The sequence below is a fragment of the Streptomyces sp. ME19-01-6 genome (assembly GCF_033793745.1).
Taxonomy (GTDB): domain Bacteria; phylum Actinomycetota; class Actinomycetes; order Streptomycetales; family Streptomycetaceae; genus Streptomyces.
The window spans coordinates 169,498-186,873 of the sequence record NZ_JARAXF010000013.1 but is presented as its reverse complement, the minus strand read 5'-3'; the positions used below and the strand labels follow the sequence as shown (position 1 = coordinate 186,873).

The window sequence follows — 17,376 nt, the reverse complement described above, 5'->3', positions numbered from 1 at the left end:
CGCCAACCCCGTCGCCATCGCCCGTGATCAACACCCTAACCACGCCACCCGGACGGTCACGACGCGTTCCGCAGCCCGGTCACCCGCATGGTGATGTTCAGCCGCCCCGCGCGCAGCCCGGTGGCCGGGTCGCCGGTGCCCCCGTGGACCTTGGGCACCCCGTGGTACACGTACCGCGAGGGGCCGCCGAAGACGAACAGGTCGCCGGACGCCAGCTCGATGTCCGTGTACGGCTTGGTGCGGGTCGCGGTGTTGCCGACCCGGAAGACGCAGGTGTCGCCGATGCTCAGCGAGACGACCGGGGCGGAGGACTTCTCGTCCTTGTCCTGGTGCATACCCAGCTTGGCGTCCCCGTCGTAGAAGTTGATCAGCGCCGTATCGGGTGTGTAGTCGGCCGCGGCCATGTCGGCCATCCCGGCCCCCTCGTCACGGTATGCCTCCGCCAGCGCTCGGCGGCCCAGCTCCACCATCCAGTTGGGGAATTCCGCGGCCCGGGCGCCGTTCACATCGTCGGCCGTACGGCTGTACCGGTAGGGCAGCCAGTGCCAGCCGACGCACACGGTCTGTACGGACATCACGCCTCCGCTGGGCAGCCTGGTGTGCCGGATCGGGACGGGCCCGCCCGCCCAGGCCCGGCAGGCCGCGACGAGCTCGCGCTGCTGCTGGAGCGTGAGCCAGTCCGGCACATGCACCGCGCCCGGGGCGACCTCCCTGCGGGGGCGTGGGATCAGTGCGCTCATGCGCCCTCGTGGGCGAGCAGCTGCCGCTTGCGCTCCAGGCCGCCGGCGTAGCCGGTCAGCGAGCCGTTCGCGCCGATCACGCGGTGGCAGGGGCGCACCACCAGCAGCGGGTTCGCGCCGAGCGCCGAGCCCAGGGCGCGCACCGCCGCGCGCGGGGCCCCGATCCGCTCGGCGAGCCTGCCGTAGGTGGTCGTGGAGCCGTACGGGATGGTGTCCAGGGCCTGCCACACCCGCTGCTGGAATGCGCTGCCGCGGGTCACATACTCGATGTCGAACCGGGTCAGCCCGCCGTCGAAGTACGTGCGCAGCTGAGAGACGATCTCACCGAACGCCTGCGGGGACGGCCGCCAGCCGTCCTGGACCACGGCACCGCCCTTCTGGCCGGGCACGGACAGAGAGGCGAGTGCGGTGCCGCCCTTGGCGGTCTTCGACTCCTCGCCCACCAGCAGCAGTTCGCCCAGCGGGCTGTCGACCGTCGTGTAGACCGTCATCGGTCTTTCCTTTCGTGTTCCTCGTACGTCTCGTGCGTCTCGTGCCTGTCGTGCCTGTGGAAGTCTTCACGGTCCGCGGCAACGTTCCAGAAGTGGTGCATGGCGTAGCTGCGCCAGGGCCGCCAGGCCTCGGAGTCGACCGCCGCGGCGCCCGTGTGCCGCATCCCGGCCCGTACGGCCACATCCGCGGTCAGCAGCACGTCCGGGTCTCCCAGCGCCCGCATGCGGATGTAGCCGGACGTCCAGGGACCGACGCCGCGCAGGCCCAGCAGCGCCTTCTCGGCCTCGTCCCGGTCGGCGCCGGGGTCGAGCCGGACGGCGCCGTCGGCGAGCGCCGCGCTGACGGCGCGCACGGTGTCACGGCGCGCGTCGGGCATTCCAAGCTCTCCCAGCGCCGCCTCGGCCAGCCGCTCCGCCCGCGGGAAGAGATGGGTCAGCCCGCCGCTGGGCGTCCGCAGCGGCTCGCCGTACGCCGCCAGGAGCGCCTCGCCGAGCCTGCGGCCCGCGGCCACCGAGACCTGCTGGCCCAGCACCGCCCGGACCGCCAGCTCGTGCGGATCGGCCGCGCCGGGCGCGCGCAGCCCCGGCCGCAGGGCGACCAGGGGGGCGAGCGCGGGGTCCGCGCCCAGCCGCTCGCCGACCGCGTACGGGTCGGAGTCCAGGTCGAACAGGCGGCGCACCCGCTGGGTGGCGGTGGTCAGATCGCGCAGATCGCCCAGGTGCAGTCGGCACTCCAGCCAGCCGCCCGCGCCGGGCGCCTCGCCGACCTCCGCGATCCCGGCGCCGTTCGGCAGCCGCAGGGCCCCCCGGTAGAGGCGGGCGCCGCGCTCGCCGGTGATCTCCTCGACGCCCGCGAGGGCGCGGGCGCCCAGGTAGTCGAAGACCTCGGCGGAGGCGTACGGACCACGGAAGGCGAGCCGCAGCGGTATCCCGGCCGCGCCGTCCCCGGAGCCGACCGGACCGACGCGCGCGTCGTGCCCGGGGCGGGCGGCGCGCAACTCGCTGGGTGTGGCGGCGTAGATCTCGCGGATGGTGTCGTTGAACTGCCGCACGCTGGCGAATCCGGCCGCGAAGGCGATCTCGGCGGCCTGCATGGAGGTGGTCTGCAGCAGGATCCGCGCGGTGTGACCGCGCTGGGCGCGCGCCAGGGCGAGAGGGCCCGCGCCCAGCTCGGCGTTGAGCTGGCGCTGTACCTGCCGGGCGCTGTAGCCCAGCCGCCCGGCGAGCCCGGCCACCCCCTCGCGGTCGACGACGCCGTCCCCGATCAGCCGCATCGCCCGGCCGACCAGATCGGCCCGGATGTTCCACTCCGCGGATCCGGGCACCGCGTCCGGGCGGCAGCGACGGCAGGCCCGGAAGCCGGCGCCCTGGGCCGCGGCCGCGGTCGGGAAGAAGCGGACGTTCTTGCGCTTGGGCGTGTTCGCGGGGCAGCTCGGCCGGCAGTAGATGCCGGTCGTCGAGACGGCGAGGAAGAACTCGCCGTCGAAGCGGTCGTCGCGGCTGCACACCGCCTCGTACTTGCTGTCGTCGCTCATCACCCCTCCACTGTGCGGCAGGACAGGGCGGTGTGCTGGCGGGAATCGGACATGGCGCTTCACGGCGCGCGTGGCCGTCACCGGTCTTTTACGGCAAGGTCATGCCTCGACCCCGTACGGCCCGACGCCGCACCCCGCCGCCGCGCGGGTTGACCGGGGTGACCGCTCAGTCGACGGGCGCGGGCCGGGTCGCGGGGCGGTAGGCGTAGCAGCGCCGCAGCCAGCGGGCCCGGCCCTCGGCGAGCGGCTGGAAGGGCACCCGGCGGTGCATCACGCGGCGGTTGTCGAAGATGTGGAACCCGCCCGCCTCGACCAGCACCGGAGTCCCCGGCAGGGTGGCCGCGTGGCGCTCGAGGTCCGCCAGCGCCTCGCGCGCGTCAGGGGTGAGGCCGGTGAGCCTGCCGGGGCCGTAGCGCAGGGCGGCGTTGCCGTCCGGAAGGGTCCAGAGCATGGGGATACCGGTCCGGCTCAGCGGCCTGCCATCGCCGTCGGCGGTGTACGACTCGGGCGCGGTCACCGTGAAGTCGGGGCGCCGCAGTGCCTCCGCCGTCCGGGCCGGCAGCGCCTCGAGGAGGGTGTCGACGGGCAGCAGGTCCGTGGGCACCCGCTCGTCGTTGCGCATGCCGTAGAAGGACAGATAGTGGGGGATGGCCTCGGCGGCGTCCGCGTCCGGCCGGTGGTCGAGCACCGAGTCGTCGGTGTGCCAGTCCAGTGGCTGTGCGTACCCCCAGGAGGTGAGGGTGCGGGCCGATGCCGCGCGCGGCGCCACGTTCCTGATCAGGCGGCCGTCGTTCTCCCACGGGTAGGCGATCGGCGCGAGCCCGAGCAGGTGGAGGATGCCGAAGTGCACGAGGTTGGGCGTCCTCAGGAGCGACTCGTCGCAGAACCCGTCCCGGGGGGTGGGCACGGGTTCGTGGGGGCCGGGCAGATTGGCCAGGGTGAGCCATGCGGTGGGGGAGTGCCGCCACTGCGCGAGCGCGTCCAGGATCTGCGCGGGCAGGTGGTTGCGCAGCTGCTTGGCGCCGTACTCCAGATAGAGGTCGAGGCCGGTGTCGGGCACGGCGTCGCCGAGTTCGGTGACCGCGCCCAGGGCGGCCTGCGCCGCGGCCTTGGCGGAGTCCGGGATGTGCAGGGGCTGGATACGGCTACGGCTTTTGGTCATGATCTTGACCCTACGAACACCTCGCTCGCGGTATTCGTCTTCTGTGGAAGATTTGAGCGGATTCTGAGGATGCCGCCCCCGTGACCGCCGCCGCTTCCCCACGGCCGCCCGGGCGCGGCAGCACCGCTGATGTCGCCCCCTGAACTAACGTGAACCAAGGGCGGCTTGCGGGGGGCGGCTCATAGGGCACCAGGTCTGCGAGCAGAGGGGGAATGGTGAACGCGGCTGCTGGGGCAGGGGCGTGCTCGGCGCCGGCCGGGGCGGTGCGGGTGCGCATTCTGGGCCCGGTGTCCCTGGAGGCCGACGGGCGCAGGATCGGGCTCGGCCCGCAACAGCGGGTGCTGCTGGCCGCGTTGGTCCTGGCCGGCGGACAGGCCGTCAGCAAGAGCCGGCTCATCGAGCTGATGTGGACGGGCGAGGCGCCGGACGGTGCCGCCGCGACCTTGCGCACCCATGTGCTGAACCTGCGGCGGCTGCTCGAGCCGACGCGGCGGGCGGGGCTCGGCTTCGAGGTGCTGGTCAGCGCGGGCGGCAGGAGTGAGGCGAGCTACGCGTTACGCCTGCGTGACGGCCAGCTCGACGCGACGCGGTTCGTCGAGCTCACCCGGGACGCGCGGCGCGCCATGGCCCAGGGCGATGCGCACCGGGCCCTGGCGGAGCTGGACCGGGCGCTCGCCCTGTGGGACGGCACGGCGCTGGGCGAGGTCAGTGAGCAGGCCTTCGCCGGACCCGAGGCCACGCGCCTGGAGGAGCTGCGGCTGACGGCCAGGGAGGAGCGGATCGACGCGCTCCTGACGCTGGGCCGGCACGACGAGGCGATCGGTGAGCTCACCGTGCTGATCGGTGAGCACCGGATGCGGGAGAGGCTGTGGTCGCAGCTCATCCTCGCGCTCTACCGGTCGGGCAGACAGGCCGAGGCGCTCGCCGCGTACCGCGAGATCTACCGGATCCTCGACGAGGAGCTGGGAGTGGAGCCGGGGCGGTCGCTGCGCGATCTGCACCAGCGGGTCCTGCTGGCCGACCCGGGCATCGAGCGGCGTGCGGAGCCCGCGGCGGCCATGCCCGTGCCGCGGCAGATCCCCGCGGACGTGGCAAGCTTCACCGGCCGCGCGGGCTATCTGCGGCTGCTGGACGCGACGTTGCCCGCGGGGGACCCGGATCCGGCCCAGACCCTGGTGATCTCATCGGTCACCGGCACGGCGGGCGTCGGCAAGACCACGCTGGCGGTGCACTGGATGCACCGGGTGGCCGGGCGGTTCCCGGACGGCCAGCTCTATGTGAACCTGCGCGGCTACGCCTCCGGATCGCCGGTCGCCGCCGACGAGGCGCTGAGTCACTTCCTGCGGGCGCTGGGCGTGGCCGCCGTCCGCGTCCCGGAGGACTGCGACGCGAAGGGCGCGCTGTACCGCTCGCTGCTGGCCGGCAAGCGCATGCTGGTGCTGTTGGACAACGCGGCCGAGCTGGAGCAGGTGCGACCGCTGCTGCCGGGCTCCCCGACCTGCCTGGTGGTCGTCACCAGCCGCAACGACCTGCGGGGGCTGACCGCCTTCCACGACGCCCTCCACGTCGACCTCGACGTCTTCAGCGAGGACGAGGCCATCACCCTGCTGGCCCGCACGGTGGGGGAGGGGCGGGTGCGGGCCGAGCCCGAGGCGGCCTCGGAGCTGGTCGGGCTGTGCGGGTATCTGCCGCTGGCCCTGCGGGTCTGCGCGGCCAACCTCATCGGCAGCCGGCACCGGCGGATCGCCGACCTGACGCGGGAGTTGCGGGAGGGCAACCGCCTGGCCGCGCTGAACATCGCGGGGGAGCGGCGCCCGGCGGTGCAGGGCGCCTTCGATCTGTCGTACGCCGCGCTCCCCGCGGCCGAACGCAGGCTGTTCCGTCTGCTGAGCCTGGTTCCCGGCCCGGATGTGACCGCCGCGGCCGCCGGCGCGCTGATCGGCGCCGAGGAGAAGGAGGCCGAGCGGCTGCTGGACCATCTGGCCGCGCGCCACCTCGTCTCGGCCCACCAGCCGGGCCGCTACCGCCAGCACGACCTGCTGCGGGTCTACGCCCGCGACCGGGCCGAACAGGAGGACGGCGACGAGGAGCGGGAGGCCGCCCTGCGCAGGCTGCTGGTGTGGTATCTGTCCACCACCGCCAGGGCGGGGCGTCGGCTGTTCGGGCAGTTCTACTCGGGTTTCGTCCCCGCCGGGGACGAGCTGAGCGACCCCGTGGTGCGCCCGGTGGAGTTCGCCGATCTGAACGAGACCATGACATGGCTGAGCGCCGAGCGGAGCAATCTGCTGTCCGCCATGGACCACGCCGCCGAGTTCGGCCCGTCCGCCTTCACCTGGCAGATCGCCGACGCCCTGCACGGCCATCTGATGCTCAGCGGGGAGCGCCCGGACTGGGCGCGGGCCGCGCGGGCGGGACTCCGCGCCGCCGAGAAGGGCCGCAGCGCATACGGCCAGGCGGCCATGCACGACAGCCTGGGCAATCTCTGCTGGGAGGAAGCCGAGTTCGCGGACGCGGTCGACCACGCCGGGACGGCCGTGGCCCTGTACGAGGAGATCGGCTACGCGGAGAGCGGGATCGCGAGCGAATGCTGCACCGCCCTGGTCATCCTCGGCGCCGCCCAGCGCGAGCTGGGCGGCCTCGACCACAGCGAGCACTCCCTGACCCGTGCGCTGCGGGTGATGGAAGGCGGGGAGAAGCGGCCCACCGCGTCCGCGCTGGCCTACCTGGGATATGCGCACGCCGACCGGGGCCGGTTCGACGAGGCCCGGGAGCGGTTCTCCGCGGCCCTCCTCGTCGACCGGGAAACCGGCAGCTTCCTCGCCACCACCCTCGCGCTGCGCGGCCTCGGGTTCGTCCACCGCGCCCGGGGAAGGGCCGGTGAGGCCCGCCGGCACCTGACCGAGGCCGTGGACGTCACGGGCACCTGGCCGCGGTTCTCCTACGCCCGGGAGACGGCGCTGGCCGAGTTCGCCGCTCTGTGCCGCGACACCGGCGGCTATCAGCGGGCCCTGGAGTACGCGGAACGGGCCCTGCACATCATCCAGCGGACCAAGCGCCGCACCTTCGAGGCGGAGGTACGCAACGTCCTTGGCACGGTTTTGAGCCGTCTCGGCGACCTCCCGGCGGCGGAGGACCACCACCGCGGCGCGCTGGAGGAGGCGCTGCGCACCGGCTGCCGCCGGGAGCAGGCGGCGGCGTACACGGGGCTGGCGGCCGCGCACCGCGAGCTGGGGCGTGAGGACGAGGCCCGCGCCGAGGCCGAGGCGGCCGCCCGGATCGCCGCCGGGTCCGGCTTCAGGCTCCACGAGGGCGAGGCGCTCGCCGTGCTCGGCGCCCTGCACCTGGGAGGCGGCGCGCTCGCCGAGGCGCGACGGCTCGCGGAAGGCGCCCTCGCGGTCCACCGGGACATCGGATACCGCCTCGGCGCGTCCCGCGCCCTGCAGGTTCTGGGCGATGTACTGGCCGCGGAGGGCCGGTCACAGGAGGCCCGTCGGCGCCGTGCGGAGGCTGCGCGCACCTGCGAGGACATCGGCGCACCGCCGGGGGAGCGGCTGCGCGCCGTATGAAGGCGGCGTCCGCGCCGACGCGGGCCCACCCCCGTGGAGCCCGTGTCGACACGGGGTGGTCGTTCCCCCCGAGAGCGACCGCTCCCAGTGTCACCGGGGAGCGTGAAAGATGCGTTGAGGCCGCATGGTCCTTCCAGGAGCGGGAAGGTTTGGCGTGCACATGACCATCCGCGCGGAGGGGCATGGGATGAATACTCCACTGGAGCTGTCGGGGACCGGACACGCCATCGGCTCGCGGGTCATACGCAACGCCGACGTCGCCATGTCTCTGGGACTGCCGCAGGACTGGTTCCAGCGGCGCACCGGGATCGTGGAAAGACGCGCCACCGACGCCCACGAGTCCGTGGTGACCCTCGCCGGCGAGGCCGTCACCGCGGCCCTGAAGGACGCGCGACTGAGCCCGGACGACCTCGGGCACGAAACCGTGCTCCTGCACATCCAGAACGGCCCCACCCATCTGACGCCCTCCGCGGGCGCCGTCCTCAGCGGCCACCTCGGCCTCAAACGCGTCCGAGTGCTGGGCATCGACGGCGCCTGCGCCGAGCCGGTGGCCGCCCTCGAGGTCGCCGAGACCCTGCTCGCCATGGGCCGCTGCCGCCGTGTCATCCTGTCGGCCGCCGCGGACTTCCTCTGGGCCGTCGACCCCAAGGACCTCGGCACGGCAGGCCTGTTCGGGGCCGGCGCCGGGGCCGCGATCCTCTCGGCGCAACCGACCCAGGGCACGCCGCTGGCCATCCGCGCCATCCGCTGGGAAACCCACTCCGAGCAATGGGAGCTGGGCGTGGCGCCGATCCACGCCAAGCACCCGGAGGACTCCGCGGTGAGACTCGAGGTCGGCTACTACACCATGCAGGGCATGGCGCTGGCCCGGTTCGGCAAGAGCACCGTGCCCGCACTCATCCGCGCCACCATGAAGGAGGCGGGCTGGCATCCGGAGGGCGTCGATCTCCTGCTCGCCCACCAGCCCAACGTCCGGCTGCTGACGATGGTCTCCCGCGAGCTGGGCTTTTCCGCCTCCGCCGTCCCCACACCCGTCAGCCACCTGGGCAACATGGGCCCGGCCAGCCTGCTGGTCAACCTCTCCCTGGCCCGGCACGAAGGCAGAATGCCCCCCGGCACCAAGGCCCTGCTCACCACCTTCGGCGTCGGCTTCTCCTGCGGCGCCGCCGCCATCGAGACCTGAGGGACGGCCATGCCCACGCCACGCCGCGCGGCGGACATCAGCCAGGAGGCGGTGTCCGACCGGAAGGCCCTGAAGCGGCTGATGCGGCCGCTGCGCCTGTCCGACGGCTCCCAGGTGCCCTGCGCCCGCATCGGCTCGGGGACCCCGGTCATCTGCCTCCCGATGGTCGCCGAGACCAACTTCGTCTACGCGCGGCAGATTCAGGCCCTCTCGTGCGACCATGAGTTCATCGTCTACGAGCCGAGGCTCAGCCGCACCTCACGGGTGGCAGTGGCCGACCGGGCCGAGGAAGTCCAGCTGGTGCTGGACGCCTTGGAGATCGACAGCGCCCATGTGTACGCCTGGAGCGACACCGGGTCCGCGGCCTACCGCTTGGCCAAGGCCCGCCCGGACCGCTGCCGTTCCCTGTGCCTGATCGGCCTGGCCGACCGCTACACCTTCCCCGCGCCGGTGCGGTATCTGGCCAACGTCGCCTACCGCAACCCCGGCGAACGACTCATCCCGCCGCTGATCCTGAATCTGCTGCTCGGCTACTACCTCAGCGGCGAGCGCACCCCCGCGGGGTGGGTCCGCCGGGAAGCGCGAGCCATCCCCCGGTTCCTGCGGCTGTTCAAGCACAGCGTGCTGCCGAATCTCATCGAACACCGACCCGTCGAGGGCGAGATCGCCGTACGCACCCTCGCCCTCTGCGGCGACCGGGACCGGCTGCTGACCGTCGACCAGGCCCGCCGTATGGCCCAGCTCATCGGCCCGCACTGCGACTTCGAGGTCGTCCCGGGCGGCGAACACTTCCTTCCCTACGCCACCCCGGAGCCGGTGAACAGCGCCCTCCGCGACTTCTACGCCTCGCTGGACGGCGTGGGCGGTGGGCGGGCGGCCCTTCCGGATACCTGAGAGAGGTGACTTGGCCATGCCGGGCACACCGGACGCGGACCTGCTCGACGAGCTGTACCACCCGTCGAACAGGCCGGACCCGTATCCGGTGCTGCACCGGGTGCGGGAGGCCTCGCCGTTCCTCTTTGCGGGCGGCCGGGGCGTCGTGGTCGCACGACACCGCGACTGTGCCAGGCTGCTGCACGACCCCCGGCTCAGCGCGGACCGGATCAGCCGGGGAGCGGACGTCATCAGCCGCCGTCCGGTCGTACCGTCCTTCCTGTCGATGGATCCCCCCGACCACACCCGGCTGCGCCGGCTGGTGTCCCGCGCCTTCACCCGCACGGCAGTGAGCGGCATGGCACCGCGGATCCGGCGGATCGCCGAGGAGCTGGCCTCGGACCTCGTCGGGCATAGCCGGTTCGACCTGATCTCGCAGTTCGCCCACCCGCTGCCCTCCCGCGTCATCGGCGAACTGCTGGGTGTGCCCGCCGAGGACCGTGAAAGGATCCAGGACTGGGTGGACCGGCTGACCCGGGTGGCTTTCGACCCGCCGCCCCAGCAGTCCGCGGACCTGGAGAACGACCAATTGGTGCGGGCCACCGCGACCGAGTTCCACCGCTACTTCCACACCTGGTTCGAGGAGTGCCGCCGCGCCCCGCGCCCGGGCCTGCTCTCCGAGCTCGTACACCTGGAGCACCAGGGCGACCAGCTCACCACCGACGAACTGGTTTCCACCTGCACACTGCTCCTGACGGCCGGCTACGAGACGACCGTGAGTCTCATCGCCCACTGCTATCTGGCCCTGCTGCGCAACCCCGGGCAGATGGCCGAGGTGCGGGCGGACCCCGCCCTCGCCGCGGCGGCCGTCGAGGAGACCCTGCGCTACGACCCCCCGGTACAGCTCACCAACCGATTCCTCCTCGAACCCATGCGCATCGGTGACGTCGACCTGCCCGCGGGGAGCGAGGTGTGCTTCCAGCTGGGGGCGGCGGGCCGTGATCCGGACGTCTTCCCGGACCCGGACCGCTTCGACATCCATCGGGGAGCCGACCACCACCTGGCCTTCGGCGCGGGGCCGCACTTCTGCCTGGGCGCGCCACTGGCCCGGCTGGAAGCCACCACGGCTCTGGAGACGCTGGTCTCGCGGCTTCCCGGAGCGCGGCTGGTGGAAGGCGCCCTCCGCTTCAAAGAGCACATCACCCTCCGCGGGCCCCGGGCCATGATCGTCGCGCTTCGTGAGGATCACGCTCCGTGAGGGGTGCGGCCGAGCGTGATCCATAAGCGTGGACCCATTGACCCATGGCGTTCACCAGCCTAGCCTCCATCTTCATATGTAGATGCAGTGCGCATGCGTGGAGCTATCTCGGAGGCAGGGAACCCGTCCATGAGTCAGCCAACCGTCACCGCCTTCTCCGTCTACCCGGTCGCCGGCCGGGACTGCATGGAGCTCAACCTCTCCGGGGCGCACGGCCCCTACTTCACCCGCAACGTGGTCGTCCTCGAAGACTCCGAAGGACGCACGGGGCTGGGAGAGGTACCGGGCGGCGAGAAGATCACACAGACGCTGCGGGACGCCGCCTCCCTCGTCGTCGGCGCCCGCGTGGGCGACTACAAGCGCGTGCTGCGGGAGATCGCGAACCGCTTCGCCGACCGCGATTCGGGGGGAAGGGGCCTGCAGACCTTCGATCTGCGCACCACCGTCCACGCCGTCACCGCGGTCGAGTCGGCACTGCTCGACCTGCTGGGACAGCACCTCGACGTCCCCGTCGCGGCACTCCTGGGCGACGGGCAGCAGCGTGACTCCGTCCGGGTCCTCGGCTATCTGTTCTACGTCGGCGACCCCGACCGCACCGACCTGGAGTACGTCCGCGAACCCGACGCCGACGCGGAGTGGTACCGCATCCGGCACGAGGAGGCGCTGACCCCCGAGGCGATCGTCCGCCAGGCCGAGGCCACCTACGACCTCTACGGCTTCCGCGACTTCAAGCTCAAGGGCGGGGTCCTGGAGGGCCATGAGGAGGTCAAGGCCATCCGGGCGCTCAAGGAGCGCTTCCCCGAGGCCCGGATCACCCTCGACCCCAACGGCGCCTGGTCACTGCGCGAAGCCGTCGAGCTGTGCCGGCCCCTGCTGGGCACCCTCGCCTACGCCGAGGACCCGTGCGGAGCCGAAGGGGGCTACTCGGGTCGTGAGATCCTGGCGGAGTTCCGCCGCGCCACCGGCCTTCCCACGGCGACCAACATGATCGCCACCGACTGGCGGCAGATGACCCACACGCTGGCCCTGCAGTCGGTGTCCATCCCGCTGGCCGACCCGCACTTCTGGACCATGCAGGGCTCGGTACGGGTCGCCCAGCTGTGTCATGAGATGGGGCTGACCTGGGGATGCCACTCGAACAACCACTTCGACATCTCCCTGGCGATGATCGCCCACTGCGGCGCCGCCGCGCCGGGTGAGTACAACGCCTTGGACACGCACTGGATCTGGCAGGAAGGGCTGGAGCGGCTCACCGTCGAGCCGCCCCGGATCGCCGACGGCCGGGTCGCCGTCTCCGACCTCCCGGGCCTCGGCATCCGGCTCGACATGGACCGGCTCCTCGCCGCCCACCAGCTCTACCAGGAGAAGGCGCTCGGGGCCCGGGACGACGCGGTCGCGATGCGGTACCTCGTCCCGGACTGGACGTTCGACAACAAGCGCCCCTGCCTCGTGCGCTAGTCCGTACAGTCTCCGAGCGAGCGGCCCGGCCCGCCGTGGCGGACCGGGCCTGGCTCAGCCCTGGCTGTTCTCGACCGCGTGGCCGCCGAACTGGTTGCGCAGTGCGGCGATCATCTTCATCTGCGGGGAGTCGTCCTGGCGGGACGCGAACCGGGCGAAGAGCGAGGCCGTGATGGCGGGCAGCGGCACGGCGTTGTCGATGGCCGCCTCGACGGTCCAGCGGCCCTCGCCGGAGTCCTGCGCGTAGCCCCGCAGCTTCTCCAGGTGCTCGTCGTCGTCCAGGGCGTCGACCGCGAGGTCCAGCAGCCAGGAGCGGATCACGGTGCCCTCCCGCCAGGACCGGAAGACCTCGCGGACGTCGGTGACCGAGTCCACGGCCTCCAGCAGCTCCCAGCCCTCGGCGTAGGCCTGCATCATCGCGTACTCGATGCCGTTGTGGACCATCTTCGCGAAGTGGCCGGCGCCGACCTTCCCGGCGTGGACATAGCCGAAGTCGCCCTCCGGCTTGAGCGCGTCGAAGACGGGCCGCACGACGGCGATGTGCTCGGGCTCGCCGCCCACCATCAGGGCGTAGCCGTTCCGCAGGCCCCACACGCCGCCGGAGACCCCCGCGTCGACGAAGCCTATGCCGCGCGCGGCCAGCTGTTCGGCGTGGCTCTCGTCGTCGGTCCAGCGGGAGTTGCCGCCGTCGACCACGATGTCGCCCGGGGAGAGAAGGCCGGCGAGTTCGTCGATGACGGCCTGGGTGGGACCGCCGGCGGGGACCATGACCCACACCACGCGCGGCCCTTCGAGGGCGCCGACGAGCTCGGCGAGGTCGGCGACGTCGGAGAGGTTGGGGTCGCGGTCGTAGCCGATGACGGTGTGGCCCGCGCGGCGGATGCGCTCACGCATGTTGCCGCCCATCTTGCCCAGGCCGATGAGTCCAAGCTGCATCTCAGATGTTCCTTTGCTCTTCGTGGCGCAGCGAGCGGTAGGCGGCGACCAGGGCGGCGGTGGAGGCGTCCAGGCCGGGCACGGCGGCACCTTCGGTGAGCGCGGGCTCGACCCGCTTGGCCAGGACCTTGCCGAGCTCCACGCCCCACTGGTCGAAGGAGTCGATGTTCCAGATCGCGCCCTGTACGAACACCTTGTGCTCGTACAGCGCGATCAGCTGGCCCAGCACCGAGGGGGTCAGCTCGGCGGCCAGGATCGTGGTGGTGGGCTTGTTGCCGTGGAAGGTGCGGTGCGCGACCTGCTCCTCGGCGATGCCCTCGGCGCGCACTTCCTCACCGGTCTTGCCGAACGCCAGCGCCTGGCCCTGGGCGAAGAGGTTGGCCATCAGCAGGTCGTGCTGGGCGGCCAGTTGGGGGCCGAGCTCGGCCACCGGCCGGGCGAAGCCGATCAGATCGGCCGGGATGACCTTCGTGCCCTGGTGCAGCAGCTGGTAGTAGGCGTGCTGGCCGTTGGTGCCGGGGGTGCCCCACACCACCGGGCCGGTCTGCCAGCTGACCGGATTGCCCGCGCGGTCCACCGACTTGCCGTTGGACTCCATGTCCAGCTGCTGCAGATACGCGGTGAACTTCGACAGATAGTGGCTGTACGGCAGCACCGCATGCGACTGGGCGTCGAAGAACGCGCCGTACCACACGCCCAGCAGCCCCAGCAGCAGCGGCGCGTTGGCCTCCGCGGGGGCGGTGCGGAAGTGCTCGTCGACCAGATGGAAACCGTCGAGCAGCTCGCGGAACCGCTCCGGGCCGATGGCGATCATCAGCGACAGGCCGATGGCGGAGTCGAACGAGTAGCGCCCGCCGACCCAGTCCCAGAACTCGAACATGTTGGCGGGGTCGATGCCGAACTCCGCCACCTTCTCCGCGTTGGTGGACAGCGCCACGAAGTGCCTGGCCACCGCCTCCTCGCCGGCGTCGGCGCCGAGATTGGCCAGCAGCCAGCCGCGCGCGGACGTGGCGTTGGTAATGGTCTCGATCGTGGTGAAGGTCTTCGACGCGACGATGAACAACGTCTCGGCCGGATCCAGGTCCCGCACGGCCTCATGCAGATCGGCGCCGTCCACATTGGACACGAAGCGGACGTCCAACTCCCGTGCGGTGTACGGGCGCAGCGCCTCGTACGCCATCGCGGGTCCCAGGTCCGAGCCGCCGATTCCGATGTTCACGACGGCCCGGATGCGCTTGCCGGTGGCGCCGGTCCACTCACCCGAGCGGACCCGCCGCGCGAAGGAGGCCATCGTGTCCAGCACCGCGTGCACGGCCGGGACCACGTTCTCGCCGTCGACCTCGATCACCGCGTCACGCGGAGCGCGCAGCGCGGTGTGCAGCACCGCCCGCTTCTCGGTGACATTGATCTTCTCGCCGCGGAACATCGCGTCCCGCAGCTCCGCGACGCCGCGCGCCTCCGCCAGCTCCCGCAGCAGCCGCAGCGTCTCGTCGGTCACCAGGTTCTTGGAGTAGTCGATGCGCAGATCCCCGACCCGCACCACATAGCGGTCGGCGCGCCCGGCGTCGGCGGCGAACAGATCGCGCAGATGGACCCCCGTGAGCTCCTCGCGGTGCCCCGCGAGCGCGGCCCACTCGGGCAGCCGGTCGAGGGGGGCGGGGTCAGACATCCTTCTGCTCCTTCTTCTCGGAGACCGCGGTAGCCGGAGCCGGCGCGGGGGCGGTGACCCGGGCGCGGAGGGCGGCGGCGTACGCCTCGTCGGGGTCGAGCCTGCGCAGCTCCTCGGCGATCAGCTCGGCGGTGCTGCGCACCTTCAGCGCGAGGGTGCGGTCGGGCTGGCCCGGAATGGACAGGGTGGCCACCGGGCCGTCCGGGCGGTCGATGTGGATGTCCCCGGCGGCGGTGCGCAGCCGGACCGCCGTGACCACCGGGCCGTCGGTGACGATCTGCTCCACCGGCACCTTCAGCCGGTGGGCGAACCAGCGCGCCAGCAGCTCGGCGCTCGGATTGTCCGCCTCGCTCTCCACCACCGCCGAGGTGACCTCCGTACGGGCCTGGTCCAGCGCGGCCGCGAGCATGGCTCGCCACGGGGTGAGCCGGGTCCAGGCCAGGTCGGTGTCGCCGGGCGCGTACGAGGCGGCGCGGGCGGCCAGCTGCTCCAGCGGCTGTTCGACGGCGTACGCGTCGGTGATCCGCCGCTGCGCGAGCGCGCCCAGCGGGTCCTGCGCGGGCCGGGCCGGGGCGTCGACGGGCCACCAGACCACGACCGGGGCGTCGGGCAGCAGGAGCGGCAGCACCACCGAGTCCGCGTAGTCCGCGAGTTCGCCATACAGCCGCAAAACGACGGTCTCCCCGCCCCCGGCATCGCCGCCGACGCGCACCTCGGCGTCGAGGCGGGCGGTGCGGCGGTCGCGCGGGGAGCGGCCGGGCCGCTTGATGACCGCCAGGATGCGCGAGGGGTGTTCCCGGGAGGCGTCGGCGGCGGCCTTGAGCGCGTCGTAGTGGTTGCCCTCGTCGGTGACGACGACCAAGGTGAGCACCATGCCGACGGCAGGGCTGCCCGCCGCCCGGCGGGCCTCCACCAGCGCCGCGTTGATCTTGCTGGATGTGGTGTGGGTCAGATCGATGTTCATGGCCGGCGCCAGTTCCGTCCGTCTCGTGCGAGCATGTCGTCCGCGGCCTTCGGGCCCCAGGTCCCGGCGGTGTACTGCTCGGGCCGGCCGTGGGTGTCCCAGTACCCCTCCACGGGATCGAGAATCTTCCAGGACTCCTCGACCTCCTCCGTGCGCGGGAAGAGGTTGGCGTCGCCGAGCAGGACGTCGAGGATCAGCCGCTCGTACGCCTCCGGGCTCTCCTCGGTGAACGACTCCCCGTAGGCGAAGTCCATCGTCACATCCCGGATCTCCATGGAGGTGCCGGGCACCTTGGAGCCGAACCGGACCGTGATGCCCTCGTCCGGCTGCACCCGGATGACCAGCGCGTTCTGCCCCAACTCCTGGGTGTCGGTGGCGTCGAAGGGGGAGTGCGGAGCGCGCTGGAAGATCACCGCGATCTCGGTGACCCGCCGCCCGAGCCGCTTGCCGGTCCGCAGATAGAAGGGCACACCGGCCCAGCGGCGGTTGTCGACCTCCAGCTTGACGGCCGCATACGTGTCGGTCTTGGAGGCCGAGGCGATGCCCTCTTCCTCCAGGTACCCCCGCACCAGCTCGCCGCCCTGCCAGCCGGCCGCGTACTGGCCGCGCACCGAGTGCGCACCGAGGTCGGCGGGGAGCTTGACCGCCCCCAGGACCTTCAGCTTCTCGGCCACCAGCGACTCGGCGTCGAATCCCGCCGGCTCCTCCATCGCGGTCAGCGCGAGGAGTTGGAGGAGGTGGTTCTGGATGACGTCCCGGGCCGCGCCGATGCCGTCGTAGTAGCCGGCGCGCCCGCCGATGCCGATGTCCTCGGCCATGGTGATCTGTACATGGTCGACGTAGGACCGGTTCCAGATCGGCTCGAACATCTGGTTGGCGAAGCGCAGCGCCAGGATGTTCTGGACGGTTTCCTTGCCCAGGTAGTGGTCGATGCGGAAGACCTGGTCGGACGCGAACACCTCGTGGACGACCTGGTTCAGCTCCTCGGCGGAGGCCAGGTCGTGGCCGAAGGGCTTCTCGATGACCGCGCGCCGCCAGGACCCCTCGGGCGCGTCGGACAGCCCGTGCCGCTTGAGCTGCCGCACGACGGTGGGGAAGGACTTCGGTGGTACGGAGAGGTAGAAGGCGAAGTTGCCGCTGGTGCCGCGCGCCGCGTCGAGCTCGTCGACGGTCTCACGGAGCTGCTTGAACGCCTTGTCGTCGTCGAACTCACCGGGGACGAAGCGCATGCCCTCGGCGAGCTGCCGCCAGACCTCCTCGCGGAACGGGGTGCGGGCGTGTTCCTTGACCGCGTCATGTACGACCTGGGCGAAGTCCTGGTGTTCCCAGTCGCGGCGGGCGAAGCCCACCAGCGAGAAGCCCGGGGGCAGCAGACCGCGGTTGGCCAGGTCGTAGACGGCGGGCATCAGCTTCTTGCGCGACAGGTCGCCGGTGACGCCGAAGATGACCAGGCCGGACGGGCCCGCGATGCGCGGCAGGCGGCGGTCCGACGGGTCGAGCAGCGGGTTGGCCCACTGGCCGGCTGTGGTTGCCGACATGGT

Annotated in this window: 13 protein-coding genes; 5 read left to right on the top strand and 8 right to left on the bottom strand. The window is 72.1% G+C overall.

Going from position 1 to position 17,376, the window contains the following annotated elements; translation table 11 throughout:
- Window positions 1–56: 56 nt before the first annotated feature.
- From PV419_RS27345 to PV419_RS27330, 4 genes are all read right to left on the bottom strand, one after another.
- Window positions 57–740 (bottom strand): alpha-ketoglutarate-dependent dioxygenase AlkB, encoded by a 684-nt coding sequence (locus PV419_RS27345; protein ID WP_319693464.1) that lies wholly within the window; start codon window positions 738–740, stop codon window positions 57–59.
- Window positions 737–1,231 carry a methylated-DNA--[protein]-cysteine S-methyltransferase gene (locus tag PV419_RS27340; RefSeq protein WP_319693463.1) on the bottom strand — a complete coding sequence of 165 codons (495 nt, stop codon included), beginning with the start codon at window positions 1,229–1,231 and terminating at the stop codon, window positions 737–739. Before PV419_RS27340 ends, PV419_RS27345 begins: the two co-directional genes overlap by 4 nt.
- On the bottom strand, window positions 1,228–2,766 hold the full coding sequence (locus PV419_RS27335; RefSeq protein ID WP_319693461.1) for an AlkA N-terminal domain-containing protein: 1,539 nt from the start codon (window positions 2,764–2,766) through the stop codon (window positions 1,228–1,230). The genes PV419_RS27340 and PV419_RS27335 overlap by 4 nt, the downstream gene beginning before the upstream one ends.
- Before the next feature lie 166 nt (window positions 2,767–2,932).
- A complete protein-coding gene (locus PV419_RS27330) occupies window positions 2,933–3,928 on the bottom strand; it encodes a TauD/TfdA family dioxygenase (protein ID WP_319693459.1) in 996 nt (331 codons plus the stop codon).
- 215 nt (window positions 3,929–4,143) lie between these two features.
- On the opposite strand from PV419_RS27330, the gene PV419_RS27325 reads away from it, so the two are divergent.
- The 5 genes from PV419_RS27325 (at window position 4,144) to PV419_RS27305 (ending at window position 12,266) form a co-directional block, all read left to right on the top strand.
- Complete coding sequence (locus PV419_RS27325) at window positions 4,144–7,494, top strand: AfsR/SARP family transcriptional regulator (RefSeq protein WP_319693457.1); 3,351 nt, start codon at window positions 4,144–4,146, stop codon at window positions 7,492–7,494.
- A gap of 187 nt (window positions 7,495–7,681) precedes the next feature.
- Window positions 7,682–8,677 carry a 3-oxoacyl-ACP synthase III family protein gene (locus tag PV419_RS27320; protein ID WP_319693455.1) on the top strand — a complete coding sequence of 332 codons (996 nt, stop codon included), beginning with the start codon at window positions 7,682–7,684 and terminating at the stop codon, window positions 8,675–8,677.
- A gap of 9 nt (window positions 8,678–8,686) precedes the next feature.
- Complete coding sequence (locus PV419_RS27315) at window positions 8,687–9,571, top strand: alpha/beta hydrolase (protein WP_319693454.1); 885 nt, start codon at window positions 8,687–8,689, stop codon at window positions 9,569–9,571.
- Window positions 9,572–9,587: 16 nt separating this feature from the next.
- On the top strand, window positions 9,588–10,808 hold the full coding sequence (locus PV419_RS27310; protein ID WP_319693452.1) for a cytochrome P450: 1,221 nt from the start codon (window positions 9,588–9,590) through the stop codon (window positions 10,806–10,808).
- Between the two features lie 129 nt (window positions 10,809–10,937).
- Window positions 10,938–12,266 carry an enolase C-terminal domain-like protein gene (locus tag PV419_RS27305; RefSeq protein WP_319693450.1) on the top strand — a complete coding sequence of 443 codons (1,329 nt, stop codon included), beginning with the start codon at window positions 10,938–10,940 and terminating at the stop codon, window positions 12,264–12,266.
- Window positions 12,267–12,320: 54 nt separating this feature from the next.
- Here PV419_RS27305 and gnd read toward each other — a convergent pair whose 3' ends face one another.
- Genes gnd through zwf form a run of 4 tightly spaced genes read right to left on the bottom strand, consistent with a single transcriptional unit; the run spans window position 12,321 to window position 17,373 of the window.
- Entirely contained in the window at window positions 12,321–13,202 is an 882-nt protein-coding gene (gene gnd, locus PV419_RS27300; protein WP_319693448.1) for a phosphogluconate dehydrogenase (NAD(+)-dependent, decarboxylating), read from the bottom strand.
- 1 nt (window position 13,203) lies between these two features.
- Complete coding sequence (pgi, locus tag PV419_RS27295) at window positions 13,204–14,871, bottom strand: glucose-6-phosphate isomerase (RefSeq protein ID WP_319693446.1); 1,668 nt, start codon at window positions 14,869–14,871, stop codon at window positions 13,204–13,206.
- Window positions 14,864–15,835: a glucose-6-phosphate dehydrogenase assembly protein OpcA gene (gene opcA / locus PV419_RS27290; protein WP_319693445.1), complete on the bottom strand. Its 972-nt coding sequence runs from the start codon at window positions 15,833–15,835 to the stop codon at window positions 14,864–14,866. The genes pgi and opcA overlap by 8 nt, the downstream gene beginning before the upstream one ends.
- Complete coding sequence (gene zwf, locus PV419_RS27285) at window positions 15,832–17,373, bottom strand: glucose-6-phosphate dehydrogenase (RefSeq protein ID WP_319693444.1); 1,542 nt, start codon at window positions 17,371–17,373, stop codon at window positions 15,832–15,834. Before zwf ends, opcA begins: the two co-directional genes overlap by 4 nt.
- Window positions 17,374–17,376: the final 3 nt, after the last annotated feature.